This window comes from Paragemmobacter straminiformis, from assembly GCF_014243445.1.
In the GTDB taxonomy this organism is placed as follows: Bacteria; Pseudomonadota; Alphaproteobacteria; order Rhodobacterales; family Rhodobacteraceae; genus Paragemmobacter; species Paragemmobacter straminiformis.
Genome location: NZ_JACLQD010000007.1, coordinates 26,432 through 45,458, shown reverse-complemented (window position 1 = coordinate 45,458; position 19,027 = coordinate 26,432). Strand labels below are relative to the sequence as shown.

Sequence of the window (19,027 nt, the reverse complement as noted above, 5' to 3'; positions counted from 1 at the left end):
GGGGGCCGAGTCAACGGGCAGTCCTTCAGCCGTGGCGCTTCGGCACGGCTGCAAGTTGAGTATTTGGGCAAGGATGAAGCTGCCCTGCGGTTTTCATCCTTGCCCAAATACCCGCTTTTCCGAAGGTCACGGGCGGCGCGGCGGCGGGTCAGTCCTTCTTGGCCTCGTGGTATTCCTGTTCGGTGTTGATTTCCCACAGTTCGGCATGGGTGTCGCGGCCGCTCAGGATGCCGTCCACCGCGACCATCGCGGTCAGCATGGAATGGTCCTGGTTGTTGTAGCGGTGCATGCCGTTGCGACCGACGAGAAAGAGGTTCTCGAAGCGGTTCATGTAGTCGCGCACCTGATCGAAGCGGTCGTAGCTGCCGAAATAGGCGGGGTAGGCTTTCAGCGTGCGCACCACCACGGCGTCTTTCACGTCGGACGGGTCCGAAACCCCGAGCTTGGCCAGTTCCCCGACGGCAAAGGCGGTCAGGTCGGCGTCGGGCATGGACCAGATGTCGTCACCCTCGTTCACGAAGTATTCGAGGCCGATCCAGATGTCGTCCCTGTCGGCGACCAGATAGGGGCTCCAGTTGTTGAAGATCTGGATGCGGCCCACCTTTACATCGGGTTCCTGCACGTAGATCCAGTTGTCGGGGATGCGGGAATAGAGGTTCGCGGCCGTGGCGCCGCCGTTCAGCTTGAGCCGCTTGAGAAGCACGCCCACCGTGATGAAATCGCGATAGGTCAGGCCGTCCGAGACCGCCTGCACCTCGGCGGGGGCCGGAGGGGTCAGGCCTTGCAGCAGGTCGCGGACGGGCATGGTCGAAAAGAAGTAGTCGCCCGCGATCCGGCGTTTGGCCCCCGTGGCGTCGGTCACGTCGATGGCCGTCACGCGCGCGCCGTCGTGGTAGACTTGCGTCACGCGGGTCTGCATGTGCAATTCGCCGCCCTTGGCGACCACGCCTTCGGCCACTTTCTCCCACAACTGGCCGGGGCCGTGCTTGGGGTAGAGGAAACGCTCGATCAGGCTCGTCTCGACGGTTTTCTGCGACAGGGTGGTGCGGGAGGGTTTCAGCTTGCGCAGCGCGTTCTTGACCAGCGCGGTGATCGACAGCCCCTTGATCCGCTGCGCGCCCCATTCGGCGGGGATATCCTCGCAAGGCACGCCCCAGACCTTTTCGGTGTAGTCGCGGAAGAAGGTGGCATAAAGCTCGTGCCCGAAGCGGTTGATGATGAAATCGCGCAAGCTGCGTTCGGGGCGGATCGGCAGCACCCGCGCCTTGGCGTAGGAGAAGAAGATCTTGACGCTGCGCCAGAGGCCAAGCCCCGCCAGCGTGCCGAGGCTGAACTTGATCGGATAGTCGAAGAACTGGCGCAGGTAGAGGATGCGCGACACGCGGGGGCGGATCAGCATGACGTCGTCGGTCAGGTCGGGGTCGGCCCCGCCCGTGGGGTTGTCGATGCTGCGGTGCTTGTTCTGGTAGCTGATGGTCAGCGTGGGGTCGGCATCGCCCGCGGTTTGCAGCGGCAGGACATTCGACCACCAGTCCATCACGCGGTCGGATTTCGAGAAGAAGCGATGGCCGCCGATGTCGATGCGGTTGCCCTTGTAGTTGACCGTGCGGCTGATGCCGCCGACCTGCGTGTCGGCCTCGACCAGCACGGGTTTGATGCCCGAGCGGGTGACGAATTCATGCGCGGCGGTCAGGCCGGCGGGGCCCGCTCCGATGATGACGGCAATCTTGTCGGTCATGTCATGGCCTTTCGTCCGGCGTGCGGGGCGTCGCATCGGAGCGGCGGCCACGGCGGAAACTCACGTATTTATGGGCGAAGAACGAATAGATCGCGGTCAGTCCCACGGCGGTGATATGGGCCAGCGCCTCGGGTGGCAGATGCGGGTCGATGGCGGGCAGATGGCCGCGCAGGTTTTCGGCAAGGGTCGTGGTGATGGCAAGACCGCCCACGGAGACGGCGAAGAAGTCGATGGCCTCCGACCGGGTCAACCGGCCCGAGGGTTCGAAGGTGTAGCGCCGGTTCAGCACGAAGCTGACGCCCATGCCCGCCAGAAAGCCGATGGCGACGGCAAGCGCGTATTGCCAGCCCTCGACCAGCCCGAGACCGGCATAGAGGATATAGCCCGTGACAAGGTTCACGGCGGCGGCCAGCCCCGAGAAGATCAGGAAACGGTGGAACATCAGCCCACCACCGCCGCTGCGCAGGTCATTGCCGTCGTCACAGAAACCGCCTCCGAAGTCGCGCTCTTTTGGGCGCTTTTACCCGAAGGGATATGTCACCCCCGCCCAAAGGCGCAATCAAAGGAACGTCGGCGCGAAATTCGGCCCCGTGACTGTGGCGTGGCTGCACCCCTGCGGGCCGCCCCGGTCAGATCGACGGCGGGCGCAGGCCCTGGAACAGGCGCAGGACCGTGATGACGATGGGAACGATCACGATGATCAGGTTCACGGGAAACAGGAAGACCGCCATCGGGAAAAGCATTTTGATGGGCAGCGCGTTCGCCTTCTCTTCGGCCCTGAGCAGGCGCATCTGGCGCATTTCCTTGGAATAGGTGCGCAGGGTCCGCACCACGCTTGCCCCGAGTTCCTGGCTTTGGCGGAACAGGGTCGAGAGGGTGCGGGCCTCTTCCAGACGGACGCGATAGGCGAAGTTCGTCAGCGCCTCGTGCAGCGGACGGCCCGCGCGGACTTCGAGGCTGATGATGGCAAGGTGGGTTCCGAAAACCGGCTTCGTGGTGATGAATTCCCGCGCCACACGGTCGATGGCCGCTTCGATCGACAGGCCGGCGTCGACGCAGACGATCAGCATGTCCATGAAATCGGGGAAGAGTTTGCGGTTCTGGATTTCGGTCTTGCGGACGTAATAGTCGAGCACCGCGCTGCACAGGATGAAGGAGATGCCGCCGAAAACGGCAGCGATCAGCACGGCGCCTGCGGGGTTGATGTCGGGGAACAGCCGCACGATCACGAAGCGCATCACAAGCGTCACCACCACGACCGCCACGATGCGGGAGATGTGGAACAGGCGCGGCGCCCCCTTGGTCAGGAAACCCGCCGCGATCAGCTTCATCTCGAGGCTGTCGGGCTGGTTCTTCTTCTGGATGTTGAAGTAATGGCTGACCTGTTCGTTGTCGGACGAGAAGATGTCGTTGTCCGCGCCGCGGCTTGAGGTGGCCGCTTCGATGTTGCGGGTGATTTCGCGGTTGCGGGCGACGATGGTCAGGATGGTGAAGGCGATGATGATCACCGCCAGAAACACCATCAGATAGATCACATTCTCGGTCATCTGGGGTGCTTTCTGTCAGAAATCGAACCGGACGAGCCGGTTGAGGATGAGCATACCGAAGGCCATGATGACGAGAAGCCCCACGACGATCTGCGTGCCGTAGCCGCTTTCCCAGACCGGATCGAAATAGGTCGGAACCAGCGTGACGATCATCGAATAGAGCCCGAAGGGGAAGATCGCCATGATGACCGAGGTGATGCGCCCTTCGGCCGAGATGGCCTTGATCTTGGCGCGGATCACGCCGCGGTCGCGGATCATGCTGGACAGGTTCTCGAGGATTTCGGCAAGGTTGCCGCCCGTGCCGCGCTGGACGCTGACGGTCACGGCGAGAAGGGCAAGTTCTTCGGCCCCGACGCGGTCGAGCATGTTGAGCATCGCATCGTCAAGTTCCGAACCAAAGGTGAGCTGGTCGCTGAGCAGGCCGAATTCGGACCCGATGGGATCGGGCATTTCGCGCCCGACAAGGGCGATGGCCGTGCTGAGCGGGTGCCCCGCGTTCAGGCTTCGCACGATGATCTCGATGGCGATGGGCAGCTGTTCGACGAATTTCTTGATGCGCTTGGTGCGCACGCGCATCACCACCAGCACCATCACCGCAAGCCCGAGGACCGGCCCCGCGACGAGTTGCAGCGCGCCGCCGCCGACAAGAAAGCCAAAGGCGATCCAGCCGAAGATGATGAAGCCGATGGTATAGAGGATGCGGCGCTGGATCGACAGGCGCATGCCCGACTGGCGGTAGATGCGCGTCATCCACGCAAAGACGCCCTTCTTTCCCCAGCCGCCGGTCGCGCTGCGGTCTTTCAGCAGCTGGCGATAGGTTTCCGCCTGATCGCCGCCGCCTTCGTTCAGGCGTGACAGACGGTCGTTTATCTCGCGCCGCGACCGGGTCCGGGTGGTGGCATAGCGCAGGATGGCATCGACGGCCAGAAGGACCGCGGCGAAAACGAAGACATAAATCAGGAGTATCGACATGGTCAGAACCGCGTGGTCGGGTCAAAGATACGGGCATCGACCTTGAGGCCGATGCTCTGCACCTCGGCCAGAAAGCGCGGGCGGATGCCGGTGGCGCGGAATTCCCCGATGATCTTGCCGTTGTCGTCGACGCCCAGACGGTTGTAACGCACGATATCCTGCATCTGGATCACCTCGCCCTCCATGCCGGTCAGTTCCGAGATGGCGGTCATGCGGCGCGTCCCGTCGCGCATGCGCGACAGTTGCACGATCAGGTGGATGGCCGAGGAAATCTGCGACCGGATCGACAGTTGCGACATGGGCATGCCGGCCATGCCGACCATCTGCTCCATACGGCCCAGCGCATCGCGCGGGTTGTTGGCGTGGATCGTGCTCATCGAGCCTTCGTGGCCGGTGTTCATGGCCTGAAGCATGTCAAAAGCCTCGCCGCCCCTGACCTCGCCGATGATGACGCGGTCGGGACGCATCCGCAGGGCGTTCTTGACCAGATCGCGCTGGGTGATCTCGTTCCGGCCATCGAGGGTCGGGGGGCGGGTTTCCATCCGCACCACATGTTCCTGCTGAAGCTGGAGTTCGGCGGCGTCTTCGATGGTCACAAGGCGTTCTTCTTCGGGGATGAACGACGAGAGCGCGTTGAGGAAGGTGGTTTTCCCCGAACCCGTGCCGCCCGAGACGATCATCGACACCTTGCCTTCGACGGCGGCCGCCAGAAGATCGGCCATGCCCGCAGGCAGGGCGCCCCGCTCGACAAGGTTCGACATGGCAAGCGGGCGCTTCGAGAATTTCCGGATCGAGACCTGCGGGCCGTCGACCGTGACGGGGCGGATCGCGGCGTTCACGCGGCTGCCGTCGGCAAGACGGGCATCGACGAGGGGCGAGCTTTCATCGACACGGCGACCGACCGAGGAGACGATCTTGTTGATGATGCGCAGAAGGTGGGCTTCGTCCTTGAAGCGCACGTCGGTCTTGCTCAGCTTGCCGTAGCGTTCGATGAACACGGTTTTCGGGCCGACCACCAGAATGTCGGCGATGCTGTCATCCTTGAGCAGGGGTTCCAGCGGGCCGAGGCCGAGCATTTCGTCGGCGGTGTCGGACACCAGCGCGTCGAGTTCCTTGGCGTTGAGCGGCAGGTTGTTCGACCGGACATAATCGCGCACCAGCGGGCGGAGTTCTTCCAGAAGCTGGCTGTCCTCCATGCTGTCGAGGATCGTCAGGTTGATCTTGTCCAGAAGGAAGCGGTGCAGGTTGACCCGTTCGGCCACCATATCCGGACCGGTGCGCGCGGCGGGCGCGGTGCTGACTTCGGCGGCAGGTGCCGTCCCGGTCATCGGGGCGGCGAGCCCGTCTTCGCTCTTGCGGAAAAAGCGCCCTACCATTTTCGTCCTCCGGAAATAACGTGAACGGTCATCTGACGATCACCTTTGTGCCTTCGGGCACGGTCTGGAAAAGTTCGATCACATCGGCATTCGTCAGGCGGAAACAGCCCGAGGTTTCGTAATTGCCCACCGTCGGCGCGTTGTTCGTGCCGTGGATGCGGTAAAGGGTGTCGCGGCCATTGGCGTAAAGATAAAGCGCCCGCGCGCCGAGCGGGTTGTAGGGGCCGGCGGGGACCATGTCGGGAAGCGACGGATCGCGCTGGCGCATTTCGGCCGGCGGGCGCCATTCGGGCCATTTCGCCTTGCGCCCGACGGTGACGGTGCCGGTCCAGGTAAACCCTTCGCGCCCGACGCTGATCTGGTAGCGCGCGGCCTTGCCGTCGCCCATCACGATATGCAGCGTGCGTTCGGCGTTCGAGATGATGATGGTGCCGGGGCGTTCGGTCGACTGGTAATCGACGATCTCGCGCGTGTGCTGGCCAAGGTCGCGTGGCACGGCCTTGTTGTCGGCAAAGGCCGCACCCGAAAGGGCCAGGACAAGGGTCACGACCCCGATCAGGGCAAGGCGGATGGCCCTCATTTCGATGCCTTCTCGTTCAACATGACCTCGGACACGTAGGCGCCGATTTCGCGTTCGAATTTGGAACGCGCGTTGACATCGCTCGGCACGACACCACGGTCGAGCGCTTCGGCAAAGGTCGCGTCATCGCGCGGCAACATGCGGTAGGGGACGTCGCCGAACAGTTCCTTCAGCTTCGAGTCCGGAATGCGGCTGCGTTTGAACATGCCGGCTTCGACCTTGTTGATCAGCACGTTGACCTGCTTGGGCGCGCCGGACAGCGCGCGGATGGTCTTGAGCAGATCGAGCGCGTGCTTGATCGAGGGGATGTTCAATTCGCAAACCACGGTGACCGTGTTCACGGCCGACAGCACATCCTGCGCCCAGTCCACCTCGTAATAGGGCACGTCGAGAACGGTATGGGCATGTTCCATCGTCACGGCGTCAAGCAGGCGCAGGACGACCTCGTAACCGTTCAGGTGGGTGACGAAATCGCGCCGCTTGAAGGAGTAGAGGTTGAAATCATGCGCATGGCGCTGCTGGATCAGGCTGACGAATTCGTGGTCGATCCGTTCGGGATGGGTGATGACGGAATCGAGGTTCAGCGTGGTCGACAGGTTCAGCATCATCCCGCAGGAACCGCTGGAGAAATCGAGGTCGAACAGGCCGACCGACTCTTTCTGTTTGGACAGTTTGCGCGCAAGGGCATCGGCCACCGAAATCGCGACCGTGGTTCCGCCCGCGCCGCCCATCGCCGAAATCACGGCATGGACCCGCGTGGACAGTTGCTTGGCATTGCGGATGGACGAATTCAGCGAGGTGTGGAAATCGCTCTGGGTCAGCGGTTTGCGATGCCAGTCGTGGATCTTGAGCTTGAGAAGCTTGCGCATCTGCACATCGTCGAGCGCCTCGGACACGATGATGACCGGCACGTCACCATAATTGCCGCGGATTTCGACAAGGACTTCCAGTTCCTCGTTGCTCGGATTCATCAGGTCGAGAACGACGATATCGGGCGAATGGGCGAGAGGGTTCGAGATGACGCTTTCGATGGTGGCGCGCTCGGCACGGTAGTCGCCGGTCTTGGCGACCATTTCCATGATCTCGTCAGATCCGCCCTGGCCGGAATCGACGATCAGCACGGAATATTTCCGCATCGGCTTGCGAGGGCTGCTCACTTCGTTTTCCATCGCGTTCATCGGTAGGACTCGCTGCACCCCGAGGGGCGCGGTTAGGGACAGGGGGTCGAGAAACTGGTGGCGGTCGTGGCGGGGTTGGCACAGCTTGCCATGTCCTCGCCCGTGACGGTGACGGGGCTTACGGGCATGTCGATCCGGTTCAGGCCGAACAGCGCACCGACGAAGAAGAAGTAGAACGGGATGTCGCGGGTCTGCACGGTCACGGTCGGAACCGGCCCCGAGACGCGGCCGACATAGCCGAGACCCGCGCGGGTATAGGTGACGATGACGTTCTTGCCTTCGATCCGCGGGTTCAGGTCGCACATGCCCGCAACGCCGGTGCCGTAGTTCGGATTGCAGACGCCATCCGATCCGCGGATGAACCGCAGGGCATCGGAGTTGCAGATGCTGTAGGTTTCCCCCGCCCCGCGCGAGGCGATGGCGCAAGAGGTGCTGACCGTCGCGGCCGGAACCGGTTCGCCTGCGAGAAGGGTCGAGCTGCTTACATAGTCGTCGTCGAGCGTCGCGTAGCCGGGCGCCACGGGGGTCGACACCGCCGCAAGCCGCGCGCCGACGGCGACGGCCTTGCCGGTCTGGCTCCACTGGAACACGGCATAGCCGAATTCGACAAAGGTGATGATGACCGTCAGCACCAGCGGAAAGACGATCAGCCCCTCGATCAGTGACACGCCGCGTTCATCGCGGCCAAAGCCCCTGCGCCGCATTACCATCCGAGATACCTCATCGAGTAATTGTAGCGGACGGTGACGGCCCCGATGTCGAGCAGCCCGAAAAGGGGCGAGCCGCTGTAGAGCAGCCGCCCTTCGGCATAGACGATATCGGTGGGCGCGGTATTGGCGGGCGGCGTGGTCGGCGAGATGGCCAGATCCTCGGGGCGATACCAGTTCGGCACGCGCAAACCGCCGGTCCCTGCCGGATTGCTGTAAAAGGCGATGTTGCGCGCCTTGGTCAGCGAGCAAGAGCCCGCAGCGGCGGCGGTCTGGCTGCAACGCGACCAATAGCGCGCGGCATCCCTGACGCCGGCCTGCATCTGCTGGCGTTCCCAGAACATCACGCCGAATTCAAGCAGGCCGACGGCGAAAATCGTGATGATCGGGATGGCGATCAGCGCCTCGACAAGGATCGCCCCCTGTTCCGAGGTTCTGAATCGCGAAATGAGGGGCGCGGTCAGACGCTTCAAGGCAAAATCCATTCTGGGCGGGAAAGCACCCGCGCAAGGCTTGATAGAATGTTCCGGCAGCGGCGCGGCGCGCACCCCTGCCGGATTTCTCCCTGTCAGCCGCCGGTGCGGTTCTGGAACGCGGCCGGAGGCTGCGGATTGATCGTCTGGATCGCCAGATTGCCCTCGACCGCATCGCCCGCCCGTGCCGAGACCGAGTCGCGGCGGTTCATGTAATCGGCGCAACCTGCAAGCAGGGCCGCCATGACGCAGAGCAGGACGACCCGCTTATTTTTTGTTGATGAGCGCATCGTTGAACTCCAAGTCAATCATGTGGCCATAGGGTCCGACGATCCCTTCGCCGGTGCGGAAACCTTTGATCGTGTCGCGGTCCACTTCCATCATGCCGAGCAGGAAGAGTTCGACGTCATCCGACGAGCGGGTGTTGTCGAGCGGCGATTGCAGCGGCTGGTTCGGCGAGGCCGGATCGACCAGATGCGGGGTCACGAGGATCACGAGATCGGTTTCGCGTTTCTGGAACTCGGTCGAGCGGAACAGCGCGCCGAGGATCGGAACCTGACCAAGCCACGGGGTCTGGTCGATGCTGCGCGTATTGTCGACCTGCAACAGGCCGGCGATCGCAAAGCTTTGCCCGTCCATCAGCGACACGGTCGTATCGGCACGGCGGGTCGAGAAGCCGGGTTGGCCGTCGACGCCGGTGAACTGCTCGTCGATGTTCGACACTTCGGGCTGGACGCGCAGCGAGATCATGCCGCCATCCAGAACCTTGGGCAGGAAGGCAAGTTTCACGCCGACGTCACGGAAAGTGGTGGTCGGGGTGGAACCGGAGCCGTCCTCGTTCGGCTGGGCGATGGTGATCGGAACCTCGCCGCCGACGATGAAGTTGGCTTCGACGCCGTTCGAGGTGACGAGTTGCGGGTTCGCCAGACGGCGGGCAAGGCCCTTTGCCTCGAGCGCGTTGATGACTACGTCGACCTGACCGCCCGCGATGCGCAGGACGCCGCTGATCTGGGTGCCGATGTCACCGGTCGGGCCGGGGGTCGTGAAATCGTCGCCCGCATTGCCAAGCTGCACGCCAAGCGCGCGGCCCGCGTTGCGGTTCACTTCGAGGATGCGCACATCAAGCTGGACCTGCTGCGGATCGACGACGCGGATCGCGTTCACGACCGGAACATCGGCGGCGCTGTATTGCTGGGCGATTTCCAGCACGCGCTGCATGTCGAGCGCGTCGCGCACGTTGCCCGAAAGGCGGACTCGGTTGTTGACGTTCGACACTTCGACACCGGCGCTGGGAACGGCGCGGTTGATGGCTTCCTGCAATTCGTTGAAGTCGACGCGGACCTGAACGATGACCGAGCCGATCAGCTTCTTCTGCGCGTCATAAAGCGCCACGTTCGTCGCGCCCGGCGCGTTGCCCTGAATATAGAGCGACCGGTCGGTCAGCGGGAAAACGTCGGCCACGCCGGGGTTGCCCACGACAAGGTCGGTATAGGGTTTGTCGACCTCGACCGTCAGCGTGAAGCCGGGGGTTACGACGATGGGATCGACCTTTGCGCCCAGTGTGACGAAGCGCGAGTCCTGCGCCATCGCCGCCCGGGGCGCCACGGTCCCGAGCATCAGAACGGCGGCAAGGAGCATTCCCAGACCGCGCAATCCGGCGGCCGGAATGAGCCGCTTCTGTCCCTGTGTGTTTTTCATTTCTAGACCCAATTTCCTGTCCACCCGCCCCCTTTGACAGGGGACATTTGTTGTCTTGTCGCGGTTACTGCCCGAAGAACGTAAGCACACGGTACTCGGCGCGCTGGCCGCCACGGATAACCCCGACGTTCGAGAATTCCGGACCGGTCGCAGCCGGTGCGGCGGCGTCGGCCGTTGCTGCGGCACTGGCACCGGCCGCGGCGGTCGCCGTGGTCGCGGCGTCGGTGCGCAGCTTTTCAAGCTCGGCTTCCAGCTTGGCCACGCGAGCCAGGGCTTCGGCGCTGGTCTGGTCTTGCGCGGCACGTGCGGCGGCAAGTTCGGCCTGCGCGCGCGCAAGTTCCTGATCGCGCTTGGAGCTGTCGATTTCGTTCAGATCGACCACGGTGATCCGGTCGGTCTTTTCCATCTGGCCCGCGCCGATGTTGCGCAGCGCAAGCGACAGGGTGCCGATGTTGGCCGCCAGCGTCAGCTTTTGCGCTTCGTCGGTCGTGACCTCGAACGTCACGGTGCGCACGACGCTGGGCTGGTCGGTGCGGTCGTCGGCGGTCTGGTCGATGGCGACGACGCGCACGCCCTGAAGCAGGATATCGACGAAGGGGCCATTGCCTTCGTCGCGCGTCAGCATGACATCGACACGGTCACCCGGAAGCACGAAGCCCGCAACGCCCAGAACGTCGTTCACGCGGATCGAGATGGCGCGCATGCCGGGGGTGATGGCGGTCGAGAGTTTGGCGCGCTGGCCCGGCGTGGTGATCTTGCCCGGAAGGATAAGCTCGCCCGGCTCCATCGACGACAGCGCGTAGCGGGCATCTTCCTCGCCGGTGCCGACAAGGTTTTCCACGGTGCGGAACGCGCCTTCGGGCACGCGGTCGCTGGCCCATTCCAGAAGCTCGACACGGTCCGCCGTGATCCGGTCACCGAAGCCGAGGCTGCTTTTGGCGACGACGACGTAATTCTTCGGCTTGGCATCGGTCTGGAGCGCGGATTGGGCAATGGATGCCCGCTCGTTCTGAAGCCACGAGCGCACGCCGATAACGGCCAAGCCCGCCAGCACAAGTGCCACGACGAAACTGATGACGGTAGAAGCCCGCATATCGAATGATCCTGCCCTGTATCGGCCACTGGCCCGTTTTGCGAAAAATTAGCAGAACGGGGCGGTCCGCCGAAGTGGTTTATTAATGTTTCTTAATTGTGCGGCACACATGACACGCCTTGCGCACCGGCCACGAGACGAAATGAAATAAGCCGGCAGCACGCGGGGCGCTGCCGGCTTGTTCAGGAATACCGTAACAAGTCGGCTTACGGAGCGCCGAGGTTGTTCGAAGCGAACCAGTCGGACCAGCTGGTCCAAGCCGCGTTCAGGTCGCCGCCGATGAGCAGCACGGCTGCCACGACGCCGCCGACCAGCAGGCCGAGCAGGATGAGGTATTCGGTCAGGGCGAGGCCGTCTTCTTCACGGTTGAAACGGGCCATCAAATTCGAGATCAGCATACGCATTGTTCGTTCTCCAAGGTTAAATCGATTGTGGCACCAGCCCCCACTAAGTGCCGTCCGCCTTACTGCTTCCAACTCACCGACTAACTTTTGCCGCACTTGTTATGAATTGTTAATGCCGTGGCCCTGTGCAAGCGGTCAAGTGATTGTTAGTTTTTGTTAACGGCTTGCATCACAGACTTGGCCTTTTGGTAAGGACTGTTGCCCACGCAGCAAATATCCCGACCAAAATACACCAGACACATCCAAATTCATGCATCCGATCCAGCCTTTGGTCGGGGAATCACGCTGCGAGTGATTCGCGCGGCGGCCCGTCCGGCCCGCCACATTTTTGCCGGATTTGACCTAGCGAACCAGCACCGCGTCTTGCCGCAGGAACTCTTCGAGGCCGCCGTTGGAGCCTTCGGTCACATCGACGAACTCGAAATCGATGCTCTGCGAGCCGGGGTTGTTGCCGCTCGTCTCGAGCGGGTTGACGAGGAAGATCTTGGCCAGCAGGTCCACCGGCACCGTGGCGCTGCCGCGCGTGTCGTTGGTCGCGCAATCGACCACGGCGACGAACATGGTGCGCCGGTCGATCCCGCCTGTCGGGGCCGTGCCGCTGTAGCACTGCGGCAGCCCCTTTTCGCCGGGCGGGTTCGGGCTGCCGCCCGGAGACCGTTCGTTCACCAGCGCATCGGCAAGGTTGGTTACCACGTTGCCGTTGACGTCATGCGTCTGCTCGTAGCGATAGACGTCATAGCGCGACGGTTCGGCCCCCGGCCGCGAGGTCATGGCGGCAAGCATGTTCTGGTTGGCGACCGACAGGGGCGTTGCAAAGCCGATGTTCGGATAGGTGGCGATCGGATACATGGTCTGCCAATAGGGCGGATAGGTGATCGTATCGACCTTGGTCGGCGAGGTGCGCACGTCGACGGTGATCGACTGGCTGAAGTTCCACGGTCCCTGCCGCATCACGTCGGAATAGCCGCCACCAAGGTCTGTCGCCGGATCGCGGTTGTCCGAGAACACCGGAGCCTTGAGGTAATCGAAGGCCGCGGGGTTGGTCACGCAGCCCGAGGCGCCGTTCTTGATCCATCCCTTGCGGACGTTGTTCGCGGGGGGGAAGTCGCCGTTTGCGCCGAAGATGCCGCCGAAGTTGTTGGCGTGGATGTCGAAACGCGTGTTGAAGCCCACCCCTGCCGAGGTGACGGTGCCGGTCTGGGTGGTGACGGTGGGGCTGAGGTTGACGCATTCGGGATAGGGTTCGCCCGCAAGGGCCGCCGCAAGCTGCGCCGCGCCGCGCTTGCCGCTGGTGCGCAGGTAGCCGATGTTGCCCGGCCCCGGCTTCGAGGCGGCGGGGCTGGCGACAAGCTTGACCATGCGCCCGTGCAGGCTGCCCGACAGGAAGGCCGAAAGCAGTTTCTCTTTCGAGCTTTGCGCGCCGTCGCCGACAAAGGGGTTGCACATGAAGATGGGCGCAAGATCGCAGGTCGACCGGCTTAGCGTGGCAACCGCGACCGCACCCACGGGGACATCCTCGGTCGTGCGCGTCAGCGGGTTGAAGAAGAAGGACCGCAGGCTGCTGCTGCGCGAAAAGACGTAGACGTATTGCGCCTCGGTGCCGTCATTGGCGACGTTGGCCTGCGCATAGGCAAGGTCGATGGGCGTATCGTCGCTGTCGGGAATGTTGCGCAGGAAGATCACGTTGAAGGGGGCGGTGCTGCCGACCGTATAGGTCAGCGTCTGCGTGCTGGTCGCGGGGTTCACGTTCAGGAAACTGACCGTGTTCGACACCAGCGCCATCGCGGCCTTGGCGCGGTCGATGCTGTCTGTCTGCCCGTCAAGCTCTTTGGCCCCTGCAAGCGCCAGCGCGTCGGCGGCGGCCTGATGGTCCTGTTGTGCATTGTTGCCGCGCCCGATGTCGATCACCAGAAGCCCGATACCGATAAAGACCGGCATGAAGATCAGCGTCAGGATCAACACGTAGCCGCGCTCGGAACGTAGGAAATTTCGCATGTTCAAACCCATGTGCCAAAAAGGCGCAAAAATCCCGCACCCTGCCCGTACGGGTGCCCCCACCCGACTTAACAAGTATTAACTCGCTGCGCCCCTCTGTAAAGAACGCAAGCCAGCGGTCACGTGACCGTCAGACGCCAGAAAATCGCCACCGCACCGGCCGCCGCCATCGGCACGCCATAGGGAACGCCGCCCGAGGTTGCGATTTCGGCCAGCCTGCGGGCGACGAAGCCCTGCCCCAGCAGCCCTTTGCGGGCCAGTTTCACGAAGCCCAACAGCACCAGCGAAAACGGCAACAGCCCCAGCGCAAAGACCAGAACGCCATTCCACCCGATCAGGATGCCCAGCGGGAAGAACAGCTTGGCATCGCCCGCCCCCATCATCCGCAAGAGCCAGAACACCACGCCAAGGACGAACAGCAAAAGACCCGGAACAAGGTTTGCAAAGCCCGCCTGCGTGACGCCCGGCACCAGAAGGATCGCGGAGAGGGCGATAAGCACAAGCACCTCGCGGTTGGGAATCCGCAAGGTGCAGAAATCTATCCAGGCGACGCGGGCCAAAAGAACCAGCGCGGCCAGCGATACGGCGATGTCTAAGACAGCCACAGTCCGGCTCAGATCCCTTGCAGGTCACCCGCCGACCGCTTGGGATAGGTCACCGAGTTGCGCAGCAGTTCGAGGTTGTTCGCCGCGAACTGGTTCGAGGGGTCCATCTCGTAGGCGATCAGGAAATGCTTGCGCGCGGCCTTGAGGTTGCCACGCAGCAACATCGAATAGCCGAAGTTGTTGTGGAACTCGATCCGGTTGCCGATCATCGGCTGCAAGGTGCGATAGGCGGCATCGGCCTGATCGAAACGGCGCAGCATGTCGGCCGCCGCCGCAAAGCCGAGCAGGGCCTGCGGGTCCTTCGGCTGCACGTCCAGAGCCTTTTTGAAGGCGGTGAACGCCTTGCCGTAATTCCCCTCGCGGAACTGCGTCTTGCCCGAAACGATCAACTGGTCGTCCGGATAATACGCAAGGTTCGAGGTATCGGCCACCGAGGCTGCGCCGTCAGCCGTCGAGGACAGATCGCCAAGACCGTTCTCGGTGCACGCAGCGAGGCCAAGGAAGACGCTGCAAACAAGTATAGCGCGCATGGGATTTACCGTTTTCAAAAATTGTTGGTCCAATCCTATTAACAATACTTAATTACGTAAACTGGCCTCCCCTTTCGTCGGGTGGCTTGTGACATTATCGACACTAGATCACGCAAGCCTTTGACAGAAATTGGAAAATCGGAATCGTCGCATGTCGTTTCCGGCCCATCCGCGACGGTGACGCGGCACAAGGGCGGCGCGGTGCAGGGAATCGGCGGCGGGGGCGTCGCCGCCAGCCCGCGCGGGGGGAAGAGATGTCAAAATGAGGGAAGTAACGCCCTGCGCCCGCCTGCGGCACGGGGCGCGCGGGCCGCACCGCAGGGCCGCCTGCGCAACTTTCGCACTTGCAGCATCGCTTGCGCGCAATTTCCGTGCAATGCGTTGAAATAAGGAAAGCAATTTATCGCCGTTCCCTTCACAGGCGCTTGATGCCCGCTTGCAGTCCGCTTGCGCTCGCATCTATATCCGCGCCTGAGTCGCGCCCCCTCCTCCTTGCGCGTTATCCCTTTGGGTTATGGCTTCTATGTCGACATACCGGACGATGAACGACCTCGTTTCGCGCCGCGCGCTGCTGTCATTCGCTGCCGCTCTGGCACCGGCGGCCGTGCTTGGCCTGCCCCGCTTTGCACAGGCGCAAGAGGCGGGTGCCACGCCGACGCCCGCCCCTGCTGCGCCGCAGCAATTCAGCTTCGACGGCCTGTCGGAGGAAATGAAGCAGCTTGCCACCAAGCCGCACACGACCGCGCCGGCCCCCGAAGGGTTCCTTGGCGATCTGAGCTATGATGACTATCGCCTGATCCGCTTCCGCGACGACCATGCCCGCTGGGCCGACACCGACTCGCATTTCCGGCTGGCCGCTTTTCACATGGGCTGGCTGTTCCCCGAACCTGTCCGCATCTTCGAGGTCGCGGGCGGCATGGCGACCGAAATGCAGTTCTCGACCGATGATTTCGAGTATCTGAACGACCTTGCCAAGCGCGTGCCCGAACATGCCAAGCTTCCCGGCGTCGCGGGCTTCCGTCTGAACAACCCGCTCAACCGGCCCGACAAGTGGGACGAGCTGGCGGCCTTTGTCGGGGCCAGCTATTTCCGTGCGCTGGGTCGCGGCTCGGCCTACGGGCTTTCGGCGCGCGGGCTTGCGCTGAACACCGCGACCGACAAGGGCGAGGAATTCCCCCGCTTCTCGCGTTTCTACATGGAGCGGAACGACAGCGAGACGATCGTCGTCTACGCCACCCTCGAAGGGCCGAGCGTGACGGGCGCCTACCGCTTCGCCATCACCCCCGGCGCGGAAACGGTGATGGATGTGACCTGCCGCCTGTTCTTCCGTCAGGACGTGGCCGAGTTGGGCATCGCGCCGCTCACCTCGATGTTCCTCTTCTCCGAGAAGAACCGCGCCAAGTTCGACGACTATCGCCCCAACGTGCATGACAGTGACGGGCTGCGGATCGAACGGTCGGACGGCGACGTGATCTGGCGGCCGCTGAACAATCCGCCGCAACTGACGGGATCGTATTTCGCGGAAACCGCGCCGCACCGCTTTGGCCTGCACCAGCGCGACCGCGCTTTCGACAGCTATCAGGACACCGGCGCGCATTACGAACGCCGCCCCTCGCTTGACGTCGAGCCGCTGGGTGACTGGGGCACGGGCCATGTGCGGCTGGTGGAAATCCCCTCGGACCTCGAGGCCAATGACAACATCGTGGCCTATTGGGTGCCCGAAGCGCCGGTCAAGGCAGGCGACGCGCGTGAATTCGCCTACCGCCTGCATTGGGGCGACCTGCCGGTCGATCCGACGCTTGAGCTGGCGATCGTGCATGAAACCCGCGCCGGACACGGCGGCGTCTCGGGTGTCGAGGCGCAGACCGGAACCCGCAAGTTCGTGGTCGACTTCAAGGGCGGCTGGCTGGCCGCTCTCGAAGCCGAGGCGACGGTCGAACCCGTGGTCACCATCGCCAATGGTGAATTGACGGGCACGACGCTTGAAAAAGTCGCAAATACCGATATTTGGCGGCTCGTGATCGATATTTCGGCGGCGGATGCTGCCGTTGTCGAACTGGGTGCCCATATTGCGGGATATGGACGCAAACTGACCGAAACCTGGCTTTATCAATGGATCAACGCGAAATGATGGACCTGTCGCAGCAGGAACAGTTCGATCTTGACCGTCTGGCCGAGGATCTGGGCGCATTGCCCGAAGCACCGCTTTCGATGCCGGTGCAGGCGCTTGAATCGCCTTTGACGCAAAGCGTGTTCAACCTGTTCCGCCTGCGTCTGCACCTGCCCGAACCGAAGGCCGGACATTAAGCCATGACCCGCTCTGCCCCTTTGCAACGCCGGGTGATCCTCACCCGGACGCTGGCCTTGGGGGCGAGTCTGGCAGCCGCTTACGGGGGGTTCCTGCTGTTCTTGCAGTTCGGGGCGGCAGACGGGCTGGACAGCTTTGACATCCTGCGTTCGGCGCTGATCTTCGCGTCGACCTTCTGGCTGGCATGGGGGGCGATCACCGCGCTGGCGGGGCTGACCACGCGCCCGCCCTTGCCGCCGCGCCATACAGGGGCGCTGACCGCGCGCACCGCGATTCTGGTGCCGGTCTACAACGAGGACCCCGTCGCCACCTTTGCCCGCATCGCGGCGATGGAGGCTTCGCTGCGGCGGACGGGAATGGGGCATCTGTTCCACTTTGCCATCCTGTCGGACACGCGTGACGACGCCATCGCCGCGCGCGAGCGGATGTGGTTCCTGCGCCTGCTGGCCGATACCGATGGCGAAGGGCGCATCTTCTATCGCCGCCGCACCAAGAACAAAGGGCGCAAGGCGGGCAATATCGAGGAGTTCATCAAGCGGTCGGGCGCCGCCTATGATTACGGCGTGATCCTCGATGCCGACAGCCTGATGGAGGGTGCGACGCTGGTCGAGATGGTTCGCCGGATGGAGGCTGCACCCGCGCTTGGCCTGTTGCAGACCCTGCCCACGATCATTCACGCCCGTTCGCGCTTTGGCCGGACCATGCAGTTCGCCGGAGCCTTCTATTCACCGATCTTCGCGCGCGGGCTTGCGATGATGCAGGGGCGGACAGGGCCGTTCTGGGGGCATAATGCCATCGTGCGGATGCGGGCCTTTGCCGAAAGCTGCGCCCTGCCGGAACTGTCGGGCAAGCCGCCCTTTGGCGGGCATATCATGAGCCATGACTATGTCGAGGCCGCGCTTCTGGCGCGGGCGGGCTGGACGGTGCGGGTGGATGACGACCTTCAGGGCAGCTATGAAGAGGCGCCCGAGAACATCATCGACCACGCCAAGCGCGACCGCCGCTGGTGCCAGGGGAACCTGCAACACAGCCGTCTCTTGCTGGCTCCGGGGCTGAAGCCGTGGAGCCGGTTCGTCTTTTTGCAAGGCATCCTTGCCTATATCGCGCCTGTGTTCTGGCTGGCCTTTCTTGCCGCATCCATCGCCGCCCCGCTTTTCGCGCCGCCGATCGACTATTTCCCCATCGAAAGCTGGCCCTTCCCCGTGCTGCCCGTCAGTCAGGTGTCAAAGGCGCTGGGGTTGGCCATCGGCGTGGTGGGGCTTTTGTTCCTGCCCAAGGTGCTGATCGTGCTTGATGCGGCGCTGCGGGGGCGGGTGCGCGGCTTCGGCGGGGCGTTGCGGGCAACGCAATCGACCCTTGCCGAGCTGGTGCTGTCGTCGATCACCGCGCCGATCTTCCTGATGTTCCAGACGCGCTCGGTCCTGCAGGTGCTGCGCGGCGCCGATGGCGGTTGGCCCGCGCAATCGCGTGGCGACGGCAGCCTGACGCTGGCCGAAGCATGGGCGGCATCGCATTGGATCGTGACCACGGGGGTCGTGGTGCTGGGGGCCGCGCAATGGTTCGCGCCCGCGCTGGTGCTGTGGCTGTTGCCCGTTGCCCTGCCGATGGTTCTGGCCCCGGTGCTGATCGCATGGACCTCGCATCCCAGCCGGTCGGGCCTTTTCCTGACGCCGACGGAATTGGCGGCGGCTCCGGTGATGGACCTGCAAGATGCGGTGCTGACGCGCTGGCAGATGGTGGCCGCCGATCTGCCCGAACAGGTCGCCGATCTGGGCGCGCGGCCCGCACGGGCCTGAGGTGCGCCGGGCGGCAAAGCTTCGCCT

Annotated in this window: 19 protein-coding genes; 3 read left to right on the top strand and 16 right to left on the bottom strand. The window is 63.5% G+C overall.

Annotated features, from left to right (window positions below; translation table 11 throughout):
- Window positions 1-148 precede the first annotated feature (148 nt).
- The 16 genes from H7F16_RS18455 to H7F16_RS18380 form a co-directional block, all read right to left on the bottom strand.
- A complete protein-coding gene (locus tag H7F16_RS18455) occupies window positions 149-1,738 on the bottom strand; it encodes an NAD(P)/FAD-dependent oxidoreductase (RefSeq protein WP_185799118.1) in 1,590 nt (529 codons plus the stop codon).
- A gap of 1 nt (window position 1,739) precedes the next feature.
- On the bottom strand, window positions 1,740-2,180 hold the full coding sequence (locus tag H7F16_RS18450; RefSeq protein ID WP_185799117.1) for a GtrA family protein: 441 nt from the start codon (window positions 2,178-2,180) through the stop codon (window positions 1,740-1,742).
- 187 nt (window positions 2,181-2,367) lie between these two features.
- Window positions 2,368-3,285, bottom strand: a complete 918-nt coding sequence (locus H7F16_RS18445) for a type II secretion system F family protein (protein WP_185799116.1) — start codon at window positions 3,283-3,285, stop codon at window positions 2,368-2,370.
- 15 nt (window positions 3,286-3,300) lie between these two features.
- Entirely contained in the window at window positions 3,301-4,257 is a 957-nt protein-coding gene (locus tag H7F16_RS18440) for a type II secretion system F family protein (protein WP_206682621.1), read from the bottom strand.
- Window positions 4,258-4,259: 2 nt separating this feature from the next.
- Entirely contained in the window at window positions 4,260-5,585 is a 1,326-nt protein-coding gene (locus tag H7F16_RS18435) for a TadA family conjugal transfer-associated ATPase (protein WP_241741524.1), read from the bottom strand.
- Window positions 5,586-5,661: 76 nt separating this feature from the next.
- Complete coding sequence (locus H7F16_RS18430; RefSeq protein ID WP_185799114.1) at window positions 5,662-6,213, bottom strand: L,D-transpeptidase; 552 nt, start codon at window positions 6,211-6,213, stop codon at window positions 5,662-5,664.
- The gene (locus tag H7F16_RS18425) at window positions 6,210-7,370 is read right to left on the bottom strand and encodes a CpaE/TadZ family protein (RefSeq protein ID WP_185799113.1); all 1,161 of its coding nucleotides are present in this window, start codon (window positions 7,368-7,370) and stop codon (window positions 6,210-6,212) included. Before H7F16_RS18425 ends, H7F16_RS18430 begins: the two co-directional genes overlap by 4 nt.
- 53 nt (window positions 7,371-7,423) lie before the next feature.
- Window positions 7,424-8,059 (bottom strand): TadE/TadG family type IV pilus assembly protein, encoded by a 636-nt coding sequence (locus tag H7F16_RS18420; RefSeq protein WP_185799112.1) that lies wholly within the window; start codon window positions 8,057-8,059, stop codon window positions 7,424-7,426.
- Between the two features lie 35 nt (window positions 8,060-8,094).
- On the bottom strand, window positions 8,095-8,583 hold the full coding sequence (locus H7F16_RS18415; RefSeq protein ID WP_185799111.1) for a TadE/TadG family type IV pilus assembly protein: 489 nt from the start codon (window positions 8,581-8,583) through the stop codon (window positions 8,095-8,097).
- A gap of 83 nt (window positions 8,584-8,666) precedes the next feature.
- A complete protein-coding gene (locus tag H7F16_RS18410) occupies window positions 8,667-8,816 on the bottom strand; it encodes a hypothetical protein (protein WP_185799110.1) in 150 nt (49 codons plus the stop codon).
- 22 nt (window positions 8,817-8,838) lie between these two features.
- Window positions 8,839-10,269, bottom strand: a complete 1,431-nt coding sequence (locus H7F16_RS18405; RefSeq protein ID WP_185799109.1) for a type II and III secretion system protein family protein — start codon at window positions 10,267-10,269, stop codon at window positions 8,839-8,841.
- A 64-nt stretch (window positions 10,270-10,333) separates the two neighbouring features.
- Entirely contained in the window at window positions 10,334-11,362 is a 1,029-nt protein-coding gene (gene cpaB, locus H7F16_RS18400; protein WP_185799108.1) for a Flp pilus assembly protein CpaB, read from the bottom strand.
- 206 nt (window positions 11,363-11,568) lie between these two features.
- Window positions 11,569-11,760 carry a hypothetical protein gene (locus H7F16_RS18395; RefSeq protein ID WP_206682620.1) on the bottom strand — a complete coding sequence of 64 codons (192 nt, stop codon included), beginning with the start codon at window positions 11,758-11,760 and terminating at the stop codon, window positions 11,569-11,571.
- A gap of 348 nt (window positions 11,761-12,108) precedes the next feature.
- Window positions 12,109-13,761, bottom strand: coding sequence for a TadE/TadG family type IV pilus assembly protein (locus H7F16_RS18390; protein WP_185799106.1), 1,653 nt, complete (start codon window positions 13,759-13,761; stop codon window positions 12,109-12,111).
- A gap of 119 nt (window positions 13,762-13,880) precedes the next feature.
- Window positions 13,881-14,366 (bottom strand): prepilin peptidase, encoded by a 486-nt coding sequence (locus H7F16_RS18385; protein WP_185799105.1) that lies wholly within the window; start codon window positions 14,364-14,366, stop codon window positions 13,881-13,883.
- Between the two features lie 8 nt (window positions 14,367-14,374).
- On the bottom strand, window positions 14,375-14,896 hold the full coding sequence (locus tag H7F16_RS18380; RefSeq protein ID WP_185799104.1) for a tetratricopeptide repeat protein: 522 nt from the start codon (window positions 14,894-14,896) through the stop codon (window positions 14,375-14,377).
- 541 nt (window positions 14,897-15,437) lie between these two features.
- Here H7F16_RS18380 and H7F16_RS18375 point away from each other — a divergent pair.
- Genes H7F16_RS18375 through mdoH form a run of 3 tightly spaced genes read left to right on the top strand, consistent with a single transcriptional unit; the run spans window position 15,438 to window position 19,000 of the window.
- Window positions 15,438-17,027: an OpgD/OpgG family glucan biosynthesis protein gene (locus H7F16_RS18375; RefSeq protein ID WP_241741523.1), complete on the top strand. Its 1,590-nt coding sequence runs from the start codon at window positions 15,438-15,440 to the stop codon at window positions 17,025-17,027.
- Window positions 17,009-17,203 carry a hypothetical protein gene (locus tag H7F16_RS18370; RefSeq protein ID WP_185799102.1) on the top strand — a complete coding sequence of 65 codons (195 nt, stop codon included), beginning with the start codon at window positions 17,009-17,011 and terminating at the stop codon, window positions 17,201-17,203. The genes H7F16_RS18375 and H7F16_RS18370 overlap by 19 nt, the downstream gene beginning before the upstream one ends.
- 3 nt (window positions 17,204-17,206) lie before the next feature.
- Window positions 17,207-19,000: a glucans biosynthesis glucosyltransferase MdoH gene (gene mdoH, locus H7F16_RS18365; RefSeq protein WP_185799101.1), complete on the top strand. Its 1,794-nt coding sequence runs from the start codon at window positions 17,207-17,209 to the stop codon at window positions 18,998-19,000.
- Window positions 19,001-19,027 lie beyond the last annotated feature (27 nt).

What these genes read in the sequence shown, in the direction of transcription:
- H7F16_RS18395 (WP_206682620.1), bottom strand. Translation starts at nt 11,760, where the DNA reads ATGCTGATCTCGAATTTGATGGCCCGTTTCAACCGTGAAGAAGACGGC.
- H7F16_RS18390 (WP_185799106.1), bottom strand. Translation starts at nt 13,761, where the DNA reads ATGCGAAATTTCCTACGTTCCGAGCGCGGCTACGTGTTGATCCTGACG.
- mdoH (WP_185799101.1), top strand. Translation starts at nt 17,207, where the DNA reads ATGACCCGCTCTGCCCCTTTGCAACGCCGGGTGATCCTCACCCGGACG.
- H7F16_RS18375 (WP_241741523.1), top strand. Translation starts at nt 15,438, where the DNA reads ATGAACGACCTCGTTTCGCGCCGCGCGCTGCTGTCATTCGCTGCCGCT.
- H7F16_RS18405 (WP_185799109.1), bottom strand. Translation starts at nt 10,269, where the DNA reads ATGAAAAACACACAGGGACAGAAGCGGCTCATTCCGGCCGCCGGATTG.
- H7F16_RS18435 (WP_241741524.1), bottom strand. Translation starts at nt 5,585, where the DNA reads ATGACCGGGACGGCACCTGCCGCCGAAGTCAGCACCGCGCCCGCCGCG.
- H7F16_RS18380 (WP_185799104.1), bottom strand. Translation starts at nt 14,896, where the DNA reads ATGCGCGCTATACTTGTTTGCAGCGTCTTCCTTGGCCTCGCTGCGTGC.
- H7F16_RS18445 (WP_185799116.1), bottom strand. Translation starts at nt 3,285, where the DNA reads ATGACCGAGAATGTGATCTATCTGATGGTGTTTCTGGCGGTGATCATC.
- cpaB (WP_185799108.1), bottom strand. Translation starts at nt 11,362, where the DNA reads ATGCGGGCTTCTACCGTCATCAGTTTCGTCGTGGCACTTGTGCTGGCG.
- H7F16_RS18370 (WP_185799102.1), top strand. Translation starts at nt 17,009, where the DNA reads ATGGATCAACGCGAAATGATGGACCTGTCGCAGCAGGAACAGTTCGAT.
- H7F16_RS18440 (WP_206682621.1), bottom strand. Translation starts at nt 4,257, where the DNA reads ATGTCGATACTCCTGATTTATGTCTTCGTTTTCGCCGCGGTCCTTCTG.
- H7F16_RS18410 (WP_185799110.1), bottom strand. Translation starts at nt 8,816, where the DNA reads ATGGCGGCCCTGCTTGCAGGTTGCGCCGATTACATGAACCGCCGCGAC.
- H7F16_RS18415 (WP_185799111.1), bottom strand. Translation starts at nt 8,583, where the DNA reads ATGGATTTTGCCTTGAAGCGTCTGACCGCGCCCCTCATTTCGCGATTC.
- H7F16_RS18450 (WP_185799117.1), bottom strand. Translation starts at nt 2,180, where the DNA reads ATGTTCCACCGTTTCCTGATCTTCTCGGGGCTGGCCGCCGCCGTGAAC.
- H7F16_RS18455 (WP_185799118.1), bottom strand. Translation starts at nt 1,738, where the DNA reads ATGACCGACAAGATTGCCGTCATCATCGGAGCGGGCCCCGCCGGCCTG.
- H7F16_RS18430 (WP_185799114.1), bottom strand. Translation starts at nt 6,213, where the DNA reads ATGAGGGCCATCCGCCTTGCCCTGATCGGGGTCGTGACCCTTGTCCTG.